General features: G+C 71.3%; 16 protein-coding genes. 3 read left to right on the forward strand and 13 right to left on the reverse strand.

What is annotated here, in order from left to right; all coding sequences use genetic code 11:
- Positions 1 to 61: 61 nt before the first annotated feature.
- The 11 genes from yajC to pgsA form a co-directional block, all read right to left on the reverse strand.
- Entirely contained in the window at positions 62 to 526 is a 465-nt protein-coding gene (yajC, locus tag ACIP84_RS22035; protein WP_055602346.1) for a preprotein translocase subunit YajC, read from the reverse strand.
- A gap of 165 nt (positions 527 to 691) precedes the next feature.
- Positions 692 to 1,771, reverse strand: coding sequence for a Holliday junction branch migration DNA helicase RuvB (ruvB, locus tag ACIP84_RS22040; RefSeq protein WP_355961178.1), 1,080 nt, complete (start codon positions 1,769 to 1,771; stop codon positions 692 to 694).
- 74 nt (positions 1,772 to 1,845) lie between these two features.
- Entirely contained in the window at positions 1,846 to 2,478 is a 633-nt protein-coding gene (ruvA, locus tag ACIP84_RS22045) for a Holliday junction branch migration protein RuvA (protein ID WP_209493850.1), read from the reverse strand.
- Positions 2,475 to 3,038, reverse strand: a complete 564-nt coding sequence (gene ruvC / locus ACIP84_RS22050; protein WP_073914711.1) for a crossover junction endodeoxyribonuclease RuvC — start codon at positions 3,036 to 3,038, stop codon at positions 2,475 to 2,477. Before ruvC ends, ruvA begins: the two co-directional genes overlap by 4 nt.
- A gap of 134 nt (positions 3,039 to 3,172) precedes the next feature.
- On the reverse strand, positions 3,173 to 3,925 hold the full coding sequence (locus ACIP84_RS22055) for a YebC/PmpR family DNA-binding transcriptional regulator (protein ID WP_319318076.1): 753 nt from the start codon (positions 3,923 to 3,925) through the stop codon (positions 3,173 to 3,175).
- Positions 3,926 to 3,987: 62 nt separating this feature from the next.
- A complete protein-coding gene (pdxT, locus tag ACIP84_RS22060) occupies positions 3,988 to 4,578 on the reverse strand; it encodes a pyridoxal 5'-phosphate synthase glutaminase subunit PdxT (protein ID WP_355961172.1) in 591 nt (196 codons plus the stop codon).
- Between the two features lie 6 nt (positions 4,579 to 4,584).
- Positions 4,585 to 5,499, reverse strand: a complete 915-nt coding sequence (pdxS, locus tag ACIP84_RS22065; RefSeq protein ID WP_401799581.1) for a pyridoxal 5'-phosphate synthase lyase subunit PdxS — start codon at positions 5,497 to 5,499, stop codon at positions 4,585 to 4,587.
- A gap of 115 nt (positions 5,500 to 5,614) precedes the next feature.
- Positions 5,615 to 6,157: a hypothetical protein gene (locus tag ACIP84_RS22070; RefSeq protein ID WP_209493854.1), complete on the reverse strand. Its 543-nt coding sequence runs from the start codon at positions 6,155 to 6,157 to the stop codon at positions 5,615 to 5,617.
- A 455-nt stretch (positions 6,158 to 6,612) separates the two neighbouring features.
- Entirely contained in the window at positions 6,613 to 7,764 is a 1,152-nt protein-coding gene (locus ACIP84_RS22075) for a glycosyltransferase family 4 protein (RefSeq protein WP_355961167.1), read from the reverse strand.
- On the reverse strand, positions 7,761 to 8,810 hold the full coding sequence (locus ACIP84_RS22080) for a phosphatidylinositol mannoside acyltransferase (protein WP_401799584.1): 1,050 nt from the start codon (positions 8,808 to 8,810) through the stop codon (positions 7,761 to 7,763). Before ACIP84_RS22080 ends, ACIP84_RS22075 begins: the two co-directional genes overlap by 4 nt.
- Positions 8,807 to 9,469, reverse strand: a complete 663-nt coding sequence (pgsA, locus tag ACIP84_RS22085) for a phosphatidylinositol phosphate synthase (protein ID WP_401799587.1) — start codon at positions 9,467 to 9,469, stop codon at positions 8,807 to 8,809. The genes ACIP84_RS22080 and pgsA overlap by 4 nt, the downstream gene beginning before the upstream one ends.
- A gap of 275 nt (positions 9,470 to 9,744) precedes the next feature.
- Between pgsA and ACIP84_RS22090 the strand changes: the two genes are divergently transcribed.
- On the forward strand, positions 9,745 to 11,940 hold the full coding sequence (locus ACIP84_RS22090; protein ID WP_401799590.1) for an elongation factor G-like protein EF-G2: 2,196 nt from the start codon (positions 9,745 to 9,747) through the stop codon (positions 11,938 to 11,940).
- 208 nt (positions 11,941 to 12,148) lie between these two features.
- Positions 12,149 to 13,807 (forward strand): hypothetical protein, encoded by a 1,659-nt coding sequence (locus ACIP84_RS22095; RefSeq protein WP_401799592.1) that lies wholly within the window; start codon positions 12,149 to 12,151, stop codon positions 13,805 to 13,807.
- 96 nt (positions 13,808 to 13,903) lie between these two features.
- On the opposite strand, the gene ACIP84_RS22100 is transcribed toward ACIP84_RS22095, so the two are convergent.
- Entirely contained in the window at positions 13,904 to 14,467 is a 564-nt protein-coding gene (locus ACIP84_RS22100; RefSeq protein ID WP_355961154.1) for an HIT domain-containing protein, read from the reverse strand.
- A 65-nt stretch (positions 14,468 to 14,532) separates the two neighbouring features.
- Between ACIP84_RS22100 and ACIP84_RS22105 the strand changes: the two genes are divergently transcribed.
- Positions 14,533 to 15,210: an ion channel gene (locus ACIP84_RS22105; protein ID WP_355961151.1), complete on the forward strand. Its 678-nt coding sequence runs from the start codon at positions 14,533 to 14,535 to the stop codon at positions 15,208 to 15,210.
- Positions 15,211 to 15,228: 18 nt separating this feature from the next.
- Here ACIP84_RS22105 and thrS read toward each other — a convergent pair whose 3' ends face one another.
- Complete coding sequence (gene thrS / locus ACIP84_RS22110) at positions 15,229 to 17,205, reverse strand: threonine--tRNA ligase (RefSeq protein ID WP_355961148.1); 1,977 nt, start codon at positions 17,203 to 17,205, stop codon at positions 15,229 to 15,231.
- Between the last annotated feature and the right edge of the window lie 178 nt (positions 17,206 to 17,383).

The raw sequence follows: 17,383 nt of genomic DNA on the forward strand, positions 1-17,383 counted from the left end.
CGTGGAACCGTTCCGAGAACCGCGCACGCCCGGTGGGCATGCGCGGTGTCCTCAGCCGCGACTACTTCGCGTCGGTCTCGCCGTCGGCCTTGCCGTCCTTCTGGCCCTCCGCAGCGTCGGTCACGTCCGACTTCTTCGTCAGATCGGCCTTCGGCGCGTCCTCGACGGTCTCCGTGGCCTCGGCGGCCTCGGTCAGCGACGAGGCGTCGTCCGGGACGACCGTGTCGGAGTCCGAGTCCTCGTCGTCACCGTGGACGATGCGGTTGTACTCGGAGTCCTCGAGGACGGCGCCGATCGCGTTCTTCGCGTAGACGGCGTGCACGCCGGGCGCGACCTCGAGGAGGACGGTCTCGTCGCCGATCTCCTTGACGGTGGCGTACATCCCCCCGATCGTCCGTACACCGGTGCCGGGCTGCATCTCGTTGCGCATCTGCGCCGCCGCCTGCTGCTTCTTCTTGGCAGAGCGGGTCATCAGGAACATGGCCCCGATGAGGACGATGAAGGGGAGGAGGGTCACGATGCTCACGGGACGGGTTTCCTTCGCACGGTCGCGGAGAACCCGCGGCCTGATCTTCGGGGGTGGGCGCGCCGACCAGAAAGGGCGGCATCGGCGGAGTCTAGGCGAGTCCGCATCGACTGAACAACGTCCAGCATCGCACCCCGGTTCCTGTCCGGGCGAGTGTCAGCACCGTCACGCCCCGAAGAGCCCCTGTTGTCCGCTTCCGGCCGCCCCCGGGCCCGCTGCCTGCGGCGGAACCAGTCCGAGGTGCGCCCATGCCGCTGGGGTGGCGACCCGTCCCCGGGGCGTACGGGCCAGCAGTCCCTCTCGTACGAGGAAGGGTTCGGCGACCTCCTCGACGGTCTCGCGCTCCTCCCCCACCGCCACGGCCAGCGTGGACAGACCGACCGGGCCGCCGCCGAAGAGCTTGAGCAGGGCCTCGAGGACGGCCCGGTCGAGCCGGTCGAGGCCGCGGCCGTCGACCTCGTACACCCTGAGGGCCGCCTCGGCGATCTCCCGGGTGATGACGCCGTCGGCCCTGACCTGCGCGTAGTCGCGGACGCGGCGGAGCAGCCGGTTGGCGATACGGGGCGTGCCGCGGGACCGGCCGGCGATCTCGGCGGCGCCCGCCGGGTCGATCTCGACGTCGAGGAGTCCGGCGGAGCGGTGGATCACGCGCTGGAGCTCGGCCGGGTCGTAGAACTCCATGTGGCCGGTGAAGCCGAAGCGGTCGCGGAGCGGCGGGGGCAGGAGTCCGGCCCGGGTGGTGGCGCCGACCAGGGTGAACGGCGGGAGTTCGAGCGGGATGGCGGTGGCGCCGGGGCCCTTGCCGACGATCACGTCGACACGGAAGTCCTCCATCGCCATGTAGAGCATCTCCTCGGCGGGCCGGGACATCCGGTGGATCTCGTCGAGGAAGAGGATCTCGCCCTCCTGGAGGGAGGAGAGGATCGCGGCGAGGTCGCCGGCGTGCTGGATGGCGGGGCCCGAGGTGATGCGGATCGGCGCGTTCATCTCGGCGGCGATGATCATCGAGAGGGTGGTCTTGCCGAGGCCGGGGGCGCCGGAGAGCAGCACGTGGTCGGCGGTGGCGCCGCGCTGACGGGCGGCCTTGAGGACCAGGTCGAGCTGCTGACGGACCTTCTCCTGGCCGACGAACTCACTGAGGTCCTTGGGCCGCAGAGCCGCCTCGACGGCCTGGTCGTCCCCCTCGGCCGATGCCCCGACGATGCGCGCCTCGTCGTCGCCGGTGGTCTCGTCGTCCCAGTTCACGGTTCTTCTGCCTTCTCGGTGGTGGTGCGGGGGTCGGTGCGCCGGGGTGGGGAGGGCCCGCGCGGCGGGGCCCGTCAGCGGGCGCGGTTCAGGGACTGCAGGGCCGCCCGCAGCAGCTGCGGCACCGGCGCCGAGCCGCCCGCGGCGATCGCCTCCTCCGCCTGCGGCGTCACCGCCGCCACGGCCTCCTCCGCCTCGCGCGAGGCGTAGCCGAGTCCGATGAGCGCGGCGGACAGCTGCTCCGTCCACGGCGCGGGTCCGGAGGCCGCCGCCCGCTGGGCGCCGACCATGCCGCTGCTGCCGAGCGGCGCGCCGAGCTTGTCCTTCAGTTCGAGGAGGAGTTTCTGCGCGCCCTTCTTGCCGATGCCGGGGACGGCCATGAGGGCCTTCTCGTCTCCGGTGGACACGGCGACGCGCAGCGCGTCGGGGCTGTGCACCCCGAGCATGGCCTGGGCGAGCCGGGGCCCGACGCCGCTCGCGGTCTGGAGGAGCTCGAAGACCTGCCGCTCGTCGTCGTCCGCGAAGCCGTACAGGGTGAGGGAGTCCTCCCGCACGACGAGGGAGGTGGCGAGCCGGGCGTCCTCGCCGATCCGCAGTCCCGCGAGCGTTCCCGGGGTGCACTGGACGGCCATGCCCACGCCGCCGACCTCGATGACGGCCGTGGTGGGGGCGAGCGCGGCGACCGGGCCGCTGACGAAGGCGATCATCGGGTTCGGCCTTTCACTGCGGCCGCCTGCCGGGCGACCGCCTGCTGGAGACGGTTCTCGGCGACGGCCTGCTGGAGACGGTTCTGGGCGGGGGCGCGCCAGATGTGGCAGATGGCGAGGGCGAGGGCGTCGGCGGCGTCGGCCGGCTTGGGCGGCGCGGAGAGCCGGAGCAGCCGGGTCACCATGGCCCCGACCTGCGCCTTGTCGGCGCGTCCGCTGCCGGTGACGGCGGCCTTGACCTCACTGGGGGTGTGCAGGGCGACGGGGATGCCGCGGCGCGAGGCGCAGAGCATGGCGACGGCACTCGCCTGGGCCGTGCCCATCACCGTACGGACGTTGTGCTGGCTGAACACCCGCTCCACGGCGACGAGTTCGGGCGAGAAGCGGTCGAGCCACTCCTCGATGCCGCGCTCGATGCCGACGAGGCGCACCCCGATGTCGTCGTCCGCGGCGGTCCGCACCACGCCCACGCCGAGCATGGTGAGGGGCCGTCCGGCGACCCCCTCGACGACGCCGACGCCGCACCGGGTCAGACCCGGGTCCACCCCGAGAACACGCACGCCGCACCCCCTCCTCGCTCACCTGTTTGTGCAGGCTATCCGCTGCCACCGACAACGCCGCACGAACGACAGCGGGCCGACGGGGGTGTGTCCCCGTCGGCCCGCTGTCCAGCCGCGTCGATCGACGGCTCGGATCAGGCGTCGACCTTCTCCATGACCTCGTCGCTCACGTCGAAGTTGGCGAAGACGTTCTGCACGTCGTCGCTGTCCTCCAGCGCGTCGATCAGCTTGAAGATCTTGCGCGCGCCCTCTTCGTCGAGCTCGACCTGCATGGTCGGGACGAAGCTGGACTCGGCGGAGTCGTAGTCGATGCCGGCGTCCTGGAGGGCGGTGCGGACCGCGACCAGGTCGGTGGCCTCGCTGATGATCTCGAAGGACTCACCGAGGTCGTTGACCTCCTCGGCGCCGGCCTCGAGCACCGACTCCAGGACGTCGTCCTCGGACAGCTCGCCCTTGGGGAGCACGATGACGCCCTTGCGGTTGAACAGGTACGAGACCGAGCCCGGGTCGGCCATGGAGCCGCCGTTGCGGGTCATGGCCACGCGCACGTCGGAGGCGGCGCGGTTGCGGTTGTCGGTGAGGCACTCGATGAGCACCGCGACACCGTTCGGACCGTAGCCCTCGTACATGATCGTCTCGTAGTCGGCGCCGCCGGCCTCGAGGCCCGCACCGCGCTTGAGCGCGGAGTCGATGTTCTTGTTCGGGACCGACTGCTTCTTCGCCTTCTGGACGGCGTCGAACAGTGTCGGGTTACCGTCCAGGTCGGCGCCGCCCGTGCGGGCCGCGACCTCGATGTTCTTGATCAGCTTCGCGAAGAGCTTGCCGCGCTTGGCGTCGATCACGGCCTTCTTGTGCTTCGTCGTAGCCCATTTAGAGTGGCCGGACATCTGCCTGTCTCCTTCGCGTAACCCATTTCTGAACGAACCCCAGAGATCCTACCGGGATCGGATCAGCGTGCCGCGCGCACCATGTCGACGAACAGGGCGTGCATACGGTGATCCCCGGTGAGCTCCGGGTGGAACGAGGTCGCGAGGACCCGGCCCTGCCGTACGGCGACGATGTGACCCTCGTGCTGGGCGAGGACCTCGACCTCGGCGCCGACGGACTCCACCCAGGGGGCCCGGATGAACACGCCCTCGACGGGGCCGTCCTCGATGCCCGCGACGGTGACGCCGGCCTCGAAGGACTCGTTCTGCCGTCCGAAGGCGTTGCGGCGGACGATCATGTCGATGCCGCCGAAGGTCTCCTGGCCCGAACGCGGGTCGAGGATCTTCTCGGCGAGCATGATCAGGCCGGCGCAGGTGCCGTAGACCGGCAGGCCGGCGGCTATCCGCTCGCGCAGCGGCTCCGCCATGCCGAACAGCTCGGCCAGCTTGGAGATGGTGGTGGACTCCCCGCCGGGGATGACCAGACCGTCGATCTCGGCCAGCTCTTCGGGGCGCCGGACCGGCCTGGCCACGGCGTCAGCCGCGGCCAGGGCGATCAGGTGCTCCCGTACGTCGCCCTGGAGTGCCAGGACACCGATCACGGGTGTGCTCATCAGTGGTTACCAGCCGCGGTTGGCGTAGCGCTCGGACTCGGGGAGGGTGTCGCAGTTGATGCCGACCATGGCCTCGCCCAGGTTGCGGGAGGCGTCCGCGATGATCTTCGGGTCGTCGTAGAAGGTGGTGGCCTTCACGATGGCGGCGGCGCGCTTGGCCGGGTCGCCCGACTTGAAGATGCCGGAGCCGACGAAGACGCCCTCGGCGCCGAGCTGCCGCATGAGCGCGGCGTCGGCGGGGGTGGCGACGCCACCGGCGGAGAACAGCACGACCGGGAGCTTGCCGAGCTCGGCGACCTCCTTGACCAGCTCGTACGGGGCGCGCAGGTCCTTGGCGGCGGCGAACAGCTCGTTGTTGTCGAAGCCGCGCAGCCTGGCGATCTCGTTCTTGATCTGGCGCAGGTGGCGGACGGCCTCGACGACGTTGCCGGTGCCGGCCTCGCCCTTGGAGCGGATCATGGCCGCGCCCTCGGCGATACGGCGCAGGGCCTCGCCCAGGTTGGTGGCGCCACAGACGAAGGGGGTCGTGAAGGCCCACTTGTCGGAGTGGTTGACCTCGTCGGCCGGGGTGAGGACCTCGGACTCGTCGATGTAGTCGACACCGAGGGACTGCAGGACCTGGGCCTCGACGAAGTGGCCGATGCGGGACTTGGCCATGACCGGGATGGAGACCGCGCCGATGATCTCTTCGATCATGTTCGGGTCGGACATGCGGGCCACGCCGCCGTCCTTGCGGATGTCCGCGGGGACCCGCTCCAGGGCCATGACGGCCACGGCGCCGGCGTCCTCGGCGATCTTCGCCTGCTCGGCGTTGACCACGTCCATGATCACGCCGCCCTTGAGCTGCTCGGCCATGCCGCGCTTCACACGGGCGGTGCCGGTCTCGGGGGACTGGGGGGAAAGGGAAGGCGTGGTGGACACGGGTACCTCACTCGTGACAACAGGGGTTGACGACTAGGTCGAGGAAACAGTCCACGTGCAGTCCACAGCAAGGGCCAATGTGGACCCGGTGGATCGTTTTCGCAGGCTGAGAGCGTCAGGCCGGGCGGTCGGCAAGGGCCACCGGCGCCTCGTCGTCCATTTCGAAGGCCAGCGGGAAGGGCGCGTGGCCCGCGAGCCGGAACCAGCGGACCGTACGGTGGCGGCGCAGGGCGCGGGCCGCGCGGACCGCGTCGTTGTGGAAGCGGCGGGCCATCGGCACCCGGCGGACGGACGCCGCCAGCTCCTCCGCGGCCTCCTCGCCACCGGGAGCCGCCCGTACGAGCTCCACCTGCTCGGGCTCGCCGAACACCACCCGCAGGGCCTGGCTCAACTCGCTCTCGGCGACCTCCCGGTGGTCCTCCTCCGCCTGCCGCGCCGCGTGCGCGGCCTCGTACAGCACGATCGAGGCGGCGGGGTCGAGGACGCCGGAGGTGGCCAACTCCTGGGTGACCGAGGCCCGGCGCAGCAACTGCGCGTCCAGGGCCGCGCGGGCGGCGTCGATACGGGAGTGCAGCCGGTCGAGCCGTCCGGCGGTCCAGCTGAGATAGACGCCGATGAGGATCAGCGCGACGACGGTCCAGATCAGGGTTTCGGTCACGGGCGGAAAGGCTACCGGGGCGCCGGCAGCGCCCGTTCTCGAAGGTGGTGCGGTGTGGGACGCGCCGCGGGAGCCGTGCCCGCCGTGTGGGCCATCGTCCCGCTTGGAGGTCTCCCCCCGGACGAAGTCCTCGTCGGGAGGGACGGGTGGGCACGCGGGACGGCGCCCTCTGACGGCGCCTCGTGCCCCTTGTGCCCGGCCCGCACAACAGTCGCCGCACCTGTGGTGCGGGTTCAGGCGCGGAAGCCTGGGCCCGGCAAGGGGCGCCGTTCCGTTGTGCCCACCCGTTCCGCCCTGCGGAACGATTGCCCACAACGCGGTGGGCGGCGGGGGCCGCCGACCGGCGGGGGCAAGCCCGGCGGGCCAACGCACGGCGGGGCTGAGCCCGGGCAGGGGGCGTCCGTCCCGGCCGGGGGGCGCGGGCCGCGGCAGGGGCAGCCCCGGCGGCCCGGGGGCTACAAGCCCAGGCGGGCGCGGAGGCCCACTCGTTCGTCCGTGTCCACCGCCGCCGCCCCGTCCGTCACCGTCTCGTAGACCGCCAGGATGTCCGCGCCGACCGTCGTCCAGTCGAAGCGGCGGACGTGGGCCGAACCCCGCGCGCTCAGTTCCGCGCGGCGCTCCTCGTCGCCGAGGAGTCGGATCGCCGCGTCCGCGAGCGCGTCCGCGTCCTCGTTGGTGAAGAGTTCGCCCGCCGACCCCTGGTCCAGGACCTGCGCGAACGCGTCCAGGTCGGAGGCCAGGACCGGCGCGCCCGCCGACAGCGCCTCGACGAGGATGATGCCGAAGCTCTCGCCCCCGGTGTTGGGCGCCACGTACACGTCGACGCTGCGCAGCAGCCGCGCCTTGTCCTCGTCGCTGACCATGCCGAGGAACTCCACCCGGGAGCGCATCTCCCGGGGCAGCGAGGCCACCGCCTCCTCCTCGTCGCCGCGCCCGGCGACCAGGAGCCGCGCCCCGGGCCGCTCGGTGAGGATCCTGGGCAGCGCCCGCATGAGGACGGGCAGGCCCTTCCTCGGCTCGTCGATGCGCCCGATGAAGCCGAGCGTCTCGCCCTGCCACTCCTTCTTCGGCTCGGCGCGGGCGAAGAAGTCCACGTCGACCCCGTTGGGGATGACGACGGCGTCGCCGCCGAGGTGCTCGACGAGCGTGCGCCGCGCGTACTCGCTCACCGCGATGCGCGCGCTGATCTTCTCCAGCGCCGGCTGGAGGATCGGGTACGCGGCGATCATGGCCCGCGAGCGCGGGTTCGACGTGTGGAAGGTGGCCACGATCGGACCCTGCGCCGCCCAGCAGGTCAGCAGTCCGAGCGACGGCGAGGTCGGCTCGTGGATGTGGACGACGTCGAAGGTGCCGTCGTGCAGCCAGCGGCGCACCCGCGCGGCCGAGAGGAAGCCGAAGTTGAGCCGTGCCACCGAGCCGTTGTACGGCACGGGGACGGCCCGGCCCGCGGACACCACGTACGGCGGCAGCGGCGTCTCGTCGTCGGCGGGCGCGAGGACGGAGACCTCGTGGCCGAGCCGGATGAGGTGCTCGGCGAGGTCCCGGATGTGGAACTGGACGCCGCCCGGCACGTCCCACGAGTACGGGCAGACGATCCCGATCTTCACTCGCCGCGCTCCCCGCCCCGCTCGGTGCCCGCGGTCCCGGCGGCGGCGCCGGGCTCCGGGCGTTCCTCCAGGTCGGCGAGCCACAGTCGTTGCAGCATGTGCCAGTCCTCCGGGTGGTCCGCGATGCCGGTGGCGAAGGCGTCGGCCAGCGCCTGTGTCATGACGGACGTCTTCTCTGCCCGCGTACCCGACTGGGGTACGTCGATCGGTGCGTGGATGCGTCCCCGCATGACCGGTGTGTCGTCGTACCAGAGGGTCACCGGCAGGAGCAGCGCGCCCGTCTGCTGGGCGAGGATCGCCGGTCCCGCCGGCATCCGCGCGGTGTCGCCGAAGAACGTCACCTCGGTGCCGGACGCGGACAGGTCGCGGTCGGCGACCAGGCAGACCAGGCCGCCCGCCCGCAGGCGTCGCGCCAGCGTGCCGAAGGCGGAGCCCCCGGTGTGCGGGAGGACCTCCATGCCGAGGGACTCGCGGTAGGCCACGAAGCGGTCGTACAGCGTCTCCGGCTTGAGCCGTTCGGCGACCGTGGTGAACGGCACGCCGAGGCAGCGGGTCACCCACACGCCCGCGAGGTCCCAGTTCGCCAGGTGAGGCAGGGCCAGGACGACCCCTCGCCCGGCGGCGAGGCCCTCCTGGAGGTGGTGGACGTCCTTGATGTCTATCCCGTGCTCGACCCGCTCCTTGCTCCAGGTCGGCAGCCGGAAGGACTCCATCCAGTAGCGCATGTACGAGCGCATGCCGGCCTTCGACAGCTCGGCGAGCCGCTCGGGCGTGGCGTCCGGCACCACGCGCGCGAGGTTGGACTCCAGACGCAGGACGCTCTTGCCCCGTCGCTTCCAGGTGAGGTCGGCGATCCGTCGGCCGAGGCCTGCGGCAACCGGCTCGGGCAGCTTCTTCACGGTCGCCCAGCCGGCGCCGTACAGCCCGTCGCTCAGCCGTTCCCTGAGCGTGCTGCCGGAGGGCGTGACTTCCTGCGGAGCGTCGCCCTGCGAGGCCCCGCCCGGGGAGCCGCCCTCCGCCGACGTGCCGTCCTTCAGCGTGCTCATGTCGTCGCCCCGCTCCCGCCGGCCGCGGCGGCGTCCGCCTCGGCCGATTCCCGTCGTACGGTCACGACGCGCTGGCCCAGGGTGACGGCGCTGCCGACGGCCACGATCCACAGCGCGATCGGGAGCAGGACCTCGACGCCGGGGACGCCGAACGTGTGCAGCCCGGCCAGGCCTGCCGCGACGAGCGAGATCACCAGGCGTTCGGCGCGTTCGATCAGACCGTTGACGGCGACGGGCAGGCCAATCGATTCACCTCGGGCCTTCGTGTACGACACGACCTGACCGCTCGCGAGGCAGAAGATCGCCACGGCGCACAGCACGTTGTCGTCGCCCTTGCCCGCGTACCAGAGCGCGAAGCCGCCGAAGATGGCGCCGTCGGCGACCCGGTCGAGCGTCGAGTCGAGGAAGGCGCCCCAGCGGCTGGAGACCCCCGCCTGCCGGGCCATGTTGCCGTCGACGAGGTCGGAGAAGACGAACAGGGTGATGACGATGGTGCCCCAGAAGAACTCCCCGCGCGGGAAGAAGATCAGCGCGCCGGCCATCACTCCCGCCGTGCCGATGAGCGTGACCGCGTCGGGGCTGACGCCCCTGCGGAGCAGAAACGCGGCGAACGGTGTGAGGACACGCGTAAAAAATGCACGCGCGTACTTGTTCAGCATGGCCTTCCCGAGGTTCGGTGGGCCGCGCGGCCCCTACGACCACCGGCTCACCCATCGTAGCCACGCGCGCCCCGGCGCACGGGCGGCACCCGCCCCACCGCGTCCGCGTCCCCCGCGAGGGCCGTCCCCGTGTACGACGTATGGACGCCTCCTCGCGTCGGTGCAAAGCTCGAAGGACCATCGCGGGCACCCGCCGGAGCCGTATCGCGACACACCACTCCCCCGAGGCACCCGTCGTACCGCCGCACCGTGCGAGCAGTCGGGAGGAACTCATCATGGGTGACAAGACGAACACGGCCGCCGGAGCCGCCGGCAGGGCTTTGACGGCCGACCGGCCCACGGCCGTACGGAACGTGGTACTGGTCGGCCACAGCGGATCGGGCAAGACGACCCTGGTCGAGGCACTGGCGCAGACCGCCGGGGCGCTCAACCGGGCGGGGCGGGTCGAGGACGGCGGCACCGTCTCCGACTACGACGAGATCGAGCACCGCCAGCATCGCTCCGTACAGCTCTCCCTCGTCCCGGTCGGCTGGGACGGGTACAAGATCAACCTCCTCGACACCCCCGGGTACGCCGACTTCGTCGGGGAGCTGAGGGCCGGTCTGCGCGCGGCGGACGCGGCCCTCTTCGTCGTCTCGGCCGCCCAGGAGGCCGACGCCGTCGCCGCGTCGACCCGGATGATCTGGGAGGAGTGCGCCGCCGTCGGCATGCCCCGCGCCATCGTCGTCACCCACCTGGACACCGCCCGCACCGACTTCGGCGAACTCACCGAGGTCTGCGCCTCGCTCTTCGGCCGCGACGACCCGGACGCCGTCCTGCCCCTCTACCTCCCGGTGCGCGGCGAGGAGGGCGCCGACGGGCACGCGCCCGCGACCGGTCTGGTCGGCCTGCTCTCGGAGCGGATCTTCGACTACTCGACGGGGGTACGGCAGGAGAACCCGCCCGACGAGGGTCAGCGGGAGCTGATCGCCGAGGCCCGGGCCCGGCTGATCGAGGGGATCATCGCCGAGAGCGAGGACGAGACCCTGATGGACCGCTACCTCGGTGGCGAGTCGATCGACGTGAAGACGCTCGTCGACGACCTGGAGAAGGCCGTCGCCCGGGGCACCTTCCATCCGGTGCTCGCGGCCGCGCCCGCCACCGGCGGCGGTACGCAGGGCCTGGGCACCCTGGAGCTCCTGGAGCTCATCACCGGCGGCTTCCCCTCCCCCCTGGAGCACGAACCGCCCGCCGTGACCACCCCGGACGGGCAGCCCCGTCCGCCGATCACCTGCGACCCCGACGGCCCCCTCGTCGCCGAGGTCGTGAAGACCGCGGCCGACCCCTATGTGGGCCGGGTCTCCCTGGTCCGCGTCTTCTCCGGCACCCTGCGCCCCGACGAGACCGTCCACGTCTCCGGTCACGGCCTGGCCGACCGGGGACACGAGGACCACGACGTCGACGAGCGGGTCGGCGGCCTCACCTCTCCCTTCGGCAAGCAGCAGCGGCCCATGGCGCACTGCATCGCCGGGGACCTGGCCTGTGTGGCGCGGCTGGGCCGCGCCGAGACCGGCGACACGATCTCCGCGAAGGACGATCCGCTGCTGATGGAGCCCTGGAGCATGCCGGAGCCGCTGCTCCCGCTGGCCGTCCAGGCCCACGGCAAGGCCGACGAGGACCGGCTCTCGCAGGGGCTCGCCCGGCTGGTCGCCGAGGACCCCACGCTGCGCCTCGAACAGAACCAGGACACCCGGCAGGTGGTCCTGTGGTGCCTGGGCGAGGCCCATCAGGACGTCGTCCTCGAACGCCTCCGCGGCCGGTACGGGGTCCAGGTCGACGCCGTGCCGTACAAGGTGTCGCTGCGCGAGACGTTCGGCGGCGCCTCCGCGGGCCGGGGCCGGCACGTCAAGCAGTCCGGCGGTCACGGCCAGTACGCCATCTGCGAGATCGAGGTGGAGCCGCTCCCCGCGGGCAGCGGCATCGAGTTCGTCGACAAGGTGGTCGGCGGCGCGGTCCCCCGGCAGTTCATCCCCTCCGTCGAGAAGGGTGTGCGGGCCCAGGCCGCGCGCGGTGTCGCGGCCGGCTATCCGCTCGTGGACATCCGGGTCACCCTCAAGGACGGCAAGGCCCACTCGGTGGACTCCTCCGACGCCGCGTTCCAGACGGCCGGGGCGCTCGCGCTGCGCGAGGCGGCGGCCGAGGTCGCCGTCCACCTCCTGGAGCCGGTCGCCGAGGTCCAGGTCCTGGTACCCGACGAGTACGTCGGTCCCGTGATGAGCGATCTGTCGGGGCGGCGGGGCCGGGTCGTCGGCACCGACCAGGCCGGTCCCGGGCGGACCCTGGTCCGGGCCGAGGTGCCGGAGATCGAGATCGGGCGGTACGCGATCGATCTGCGCTCCGTGTCGCACGGCACCGGCCGGTTCGACCGCGCGTACGCCCGGCACGAGCCGATGCCTCCGCACCTCGCCGAGAAGGTCCGCGAACAGGCCTGAAAAGGCGCCCGGTTGAAGGGGTGACAGCGCGGCAGCGCAGACATGACGGCGGTGCACGTTCGCCCGGCACATGTCGGGCGAACGTCATTCGGCCTGGATATCCACAGGCGGTGACGCACACGACGGTACCCGGTTACGCTGTGGTGCCCAGCTCAGAAGGTGTGCGGGGCGCGGCAGTTGGGAACAGCCCGCACAGGTAACCGCGGCGATGGGGGCGGCAGTGTCGATCGATGGCTTCGGACCCGGGGCGCAGGTCCCCCTCACGGGCACGGGAGGGGGTACGGGGGCGACGAACGCGCTCGCGTCCGCCGCCTACCGGGACAGCGAACTGAAGACGATTCAGGAAGCGGACAACGAGCTCTACAAGACGACGCTCAAGGCCGGGAAGTGGGAGAAGCTCTTCCGTCCCGACCTGGGCGAGGCGTTCTCCCGGGCCGTCCAGGTCCGGATGCTCGGCGGCGGCCGCGGCGCCCTGATCCAGTCGTTCGGCGCCGAGCCGCAGCCGGTCGTCGAGCACTGCCTCGCGGCCACCCACATCCGCCGGCAGCGGGACGCGAAACTCACACTGATCACCTTCGTCTGCGGTGTCCTGTTCCTGCCCGGCCTGCTGCTCTGGCTCGGCGTCATCCAGCTGCGCCGCCTGGCCGCCGGCTCCGACAACAGGCGGACGAGCGTCATCGGCACCGTCCTGCTGTGGGGGGCGGGGATCTTCTCCGCGCTCGTGCTGCTCAAGCTGCCCCTCGACGGGTTCCTGCCGAACTACCTGCGTGCCATGCTCGTGGCGCCGGTCATCGGGTGGTTCCTGGCCCGCCGGATCTGCGACCGGTCCGCGGTCGACCTGCGGGAGCGCTGGGCGGCTCTGCTCAGCGGCGGTGGCGTCGGTCCGCAGGTGCCCAAGTCCGTTCCGCAGGACCCCGGCGAGAAGTCGGCCGAGGAGCTCCGGCTGAACCTGGAGAAGCTCTCGGCCGAGCAGCAGTCCAACATCGCGTTCTACGCCGGGCCCAAGGGCATCCTCGGTCTGGGCACCCGCTGGGGCAGCTGGACCCTCGCCGAGGAGCTCGTCCCCGTGGCCGGCCGGGAGATCCACGACTTCCGCGCCTGGGACGTCATCCGCAAGATCCACGACCAGCTCACCCTGCTGGAGCGCGGCTCCCTCAAGACCGGCTTCCCGAAGCCGACGGTCAAGCACTGGATCGTCTCGGCGGTCGGCGAGGGCGCCGACTCGGTCACCCGCCCCGAGGGCGACAACATCGTCCACTTCCAGGTCAAGCCGCACGAGATACAGCGCATCTGCAACGACCAGCAGTTCGGCGCGGGCAATCGCCACTACCTCGGCGTCCAGTTCACCCTGTGGGACGGGAACCTCGTCCTCACGATGATGGTCACGGTGACCTCGCTCCACCACACGCTCAGGATCGAGGTCACCGGCCACGCGCTGGGCCCCGTGCACGGCCTCTTCGGCACGAAGCCCGCGGCCAAGACCAAGGAGGTCTCGAAGACCGTCCGGTTCTGGGAGACGAAGTCGGTCCAGCAGCCGCTGCTCACCACCGACGACATCGTCCGGCTGGCGGTGCGCGCCCCGCTCACCTGGTACCCGCCGATCCTGGAGTTCCTCGGCGGCAAGATGGTCCTGCCCGAGCCCTTCGGCCTGCGGCACGTCTGGGCGGGTCCGCTCTGGAAGAACCGCTTCATGGCCGACGACGCCATACGAATGGCGACGCCGGTGCTGCGCGCTGTCCACTCCGCGACCCTGAAGTTCCTCGACGAGCACAACGTGGACACGGAGCGCTTCACCAACCGCTCGCTGGTCCTCAGCGGCGGCATCCAGGAGCCCGGCCCCAAGAAGGCCGACGTCTACGACGCGTGACGGGGCGTACGCGAGGGGCGCGTGCGGCGGCCGCGGCCTGAGCACACGGCGAAGGGCCCGGGTCCACCGCTGTGGCCCGGGCCCTTCGCGTACGGATCAGATGGTGGCCGGCCAGGCGTCGGCCAGCATCTTCCGGGTGTCCGCGAGGAGCTGCGGCAGCACCTTGGTGTGCCCGACGACCGGCATGAAGTTGGTGTCCCCGCCCCAGCGCGGCACCACGTGCTGGTGCAGATGGGCGGCGATCCCGGCGCCCGCGACGGCGCCCTGGTTCATGCCGATGTTGAAGCCGTGCGCGCCGGAGGCCGCCCGCAGCGCGACCATGGCGCGCTTGGTGAGGTCGGCGAGCTCCGCCGTCTCCGCCGCGTCCAGATCCGTGTAGTCGGCGACGTGGCGGTAGGGGACGACCATGAGGTGACCGCCGTTGTACGGGTACAGGTTGAGGACCGCGTACACGCTCCGGCCACGGGCGATCACCAGGCCGTCCTCGTCCGACTTCGACGGAATCGAGCAGAACGGACAGCCGTCCTCGGCGCCCGGCCCGGTCGGCTTGTTCTCGCCCTGGATGTACGCCATCCGATGAGGCGTCCACAGGCGCTGGAACGCGTCCTGCGTCCCCACTCCGATCTGCTGCTCCGGCTCAGTCGTCATGCTGTGCAGCATATTGCGTCGCCCGTTCGGAACGTGTCGCCGGGGCGGAGGATCCATGCAGCGGCCATGCTGATCCGATGGACGTGAGGCCGGAGAAGCAGGAGCACTGGGACCGTCGCATGGAGAAGCCGCTCGCGGTGGCCTCTCTGCTCTTCCTCGCCGGGTACACGGTGCGGGTGCTCGCCCACGGCATGGACCAGGTCTGGCTGGACCTCTGCCTGGCGGTCACGCTCGGGGCGTGGGGCGTCTTCGTCCTCGACTACGTGGTGCGGCTCCGGCTCAGCGGCCTCGGCCCCCTGCGCTTCGTCCGCGCACATCTCCTGGGCACCGTCGTGCTGCTGCTGCCGCTGCTGCGGCCGCTGCAGATGGTGAAGATCTACGAGCAGATCCAGCGCCGCCACGACAAGCCGCGCCTGACCCTCTACGCCCGCGTCATGGCCTACTCCAGCCTCACGGTCGCGCTCCTCGGCTTCGCGGGCGCGCTCGCCGTCTACCAGCACGAGCGCGGCGTCCCGGGGGCCACGATCCGCACCTTCGGCGACGCCCTCTGGTGGGCCGCCGAGACCCTGACGACGGTGGGATACGGGGACGTCACCCCGGTGACCGCGATGGGCCGCTTCATCGCGGTGGGCATGATGGCGTGCGGCGTCGCCCTGATCGGGGCCGTCACGGGCTCGTTCTCCTCCTGGCTGATCCAGACGTTCAGGCGGGAGGACGAGGAGAGGCCCCCGGGCGGTACCCCGGGGGCCTCCTGAGCCCGTGCGACCGGCGGATCAGACCTGGACGCGGTCCTCGACGATCTTGGCGATCTTGGCGATGGCCTCGTCGACAGGGATGCCGTTCTCCTGCGAACCGTCGCGGTAGCGGAAGGAGACGGCGCCGGCGGCCATGTCCTCGTCACCCGCGATGATCATGAACGGGACCTTCTGCTTCTGCGCGTTGCGGATCTTCTTCTGCATCCTGTCCGAGGACGAGTCGACGTCCACCCGCAGACCCTGCTTCTTCGCCTTGGCGGCGAACTCGTGCAGGTAGTCGACGTGCGCGTCGCCGATCGGGATGCCGGTCGCCTGGACGGGCGCCAGCCACGGCGGCATCGCGCCCGCGTAGTGCTCGAGGAGCACGGCGAAGAAGCGCTCGATCGAGCCGAACAGCGCGCGGTGGATCATGACCGGGCGCTGCTTGGTGCCGTCCGGGGCGGTGTACTCCAGGTCGAAGCGCTCCGGCAGGTTGAAGTCGAGCTGCACGGTCGACATCTGCCAGGTACGGCCGATGGCGTCGCGCGCCTGCACCGAGATCTTCGGGCCGTAGAACGCGGCGCCGCCCGGGTCGGGGGTCAGCGGGAGGCCCTGCTTCTCGGCGACCTGCTGGAGGACCGCGGTGGCCTCCTCCCAGACCTCGTCCGAGCCGACGAACTTCTCCGGGTCCTTGGTGGACAGCTCCAGGTAGAAGTCGGTCAGACCGTAGTCGCGCAGCAGGTTCAGGACGAAGGTGAGGGTCTTGTCGAGCTCCTCCGCCATCTGCTCCTTGGTGCAGTAGATGTGCGCGTCGTCCTGGGTGAAGCCGCGGGCCCGGGTCAGGCCGTGCACGACGCCCGACTTCTCGTACCGGTACACGGTGCCGAACTCGAACAGGCGCAGCGGGAGTTCACGGTACGAACGGCCGCGCGCGTCGAAGATCAGGTTGTGCATCGGGCAGTTCATGGGCTTGAGGTAGTAGTCCACGCCCTCGTCGAGCTGCATGGGGGGGTACATGCCCTCGGCGTACCAGTCGAGGTGGCCCGACTTCTCGAACAGCTTGCCCTTGGTGGCGTGCGGCGAGTAGACGAACTCGTAGCCCTCCTCCTCGTGGCGCTTGCGCGAGTAGTCCTCCATGACCCGGCGGATGATGCCGCCCTTGGGGTGGAAGACGGCGAGGCCGGAGCCGATCTCGTCCGGGACGGAGAAGAGGTCGAGCTCGTTGCCCAGCTTGCGGTGGTCGCGCTTCTCGGCCTCGGCGAGGAAGTCGAGGTGGGCCTTCAGCTCGTCCTTCGACGGCCAGGCGGTGCCGTAGATGCGCTGGAGCATCGGGTTCTTCTCGCTGCCGCGCCAGTAGGCGGCGGCGTTGCGCATGAGCTTGAACGCCGGGATGTTCCGGGTGGTCGGCAGGTGGGGACCGCGACAGAGGTCCTTCCAGCACAGGTCGCCGGTCTTGGCGTCGATGTTGTCGTAGATGGTCAGCTCGCCGCCGCCCACCTCGACGTTCGCGCCGTCGTCGGTCGACGCGGAGCCCTTGATGCCGATGAGCTCCAGCTTGTACGGCTCGTCCGCCAGCTCGGCGCGGGCGTCCTCGTCGGTCACCACACGGCGGGCGAACCGCTGGCCGCGCTTCTGGATCTCCTGCATCTTCTTCTCGATGACCTTGAGGTCCTCGGGAGTGAAGGGCTTCTCGACGTCGAAGTCGTAGTAGAAGCCGTCCCGGACCGGCGGGCCGATGCCCAGCTTGGCCTCGGGGAAGAGCTCCTGCACGGCCTGGGCCATGACGTGCGCGGTCGAGTGGCGCAGGATGTCGAGGCCGTCGGGGGAGGAGATCTCGACCCCCTCGACGACGTCGCCGTCGGCGAGCTCGTACGACAGGTCCTTCAGCTCGCCGGCCACGCGGGCGGCGATGATGGTGCGGTCGTCGGCGAACAGGGCGCCGGCGGTGGTGCCCGCGCTCACCGCCCTCTCCTCTGCTTCCGAGGCGGACTGGACGGTCACACGGACTTCAGACACGGGTACTCCGTACATAGGGGCGCAAGCAGACACGAGGTGCCGGCGCCGGCGGTGCGCGACAGGTACGAGGTGCCGCGCACGGCCGATCCTACCGAGGCCACCGGGGCGTCCGCGAAACGGTTTCCCGCCCGCCGGGCCGCCCGCGAAAGGGTTTCCCGCCGCCGGGCCCCGACGGGGT

It is taken from the genome of Streptomyces sp. NPDC088707, assembly GCF_044752725.1.
Lineage (GTDB): Bacteria > Actinomycetota > Actinomycetes > Streptomycetales > Streptomycetaceae > Streptomyces.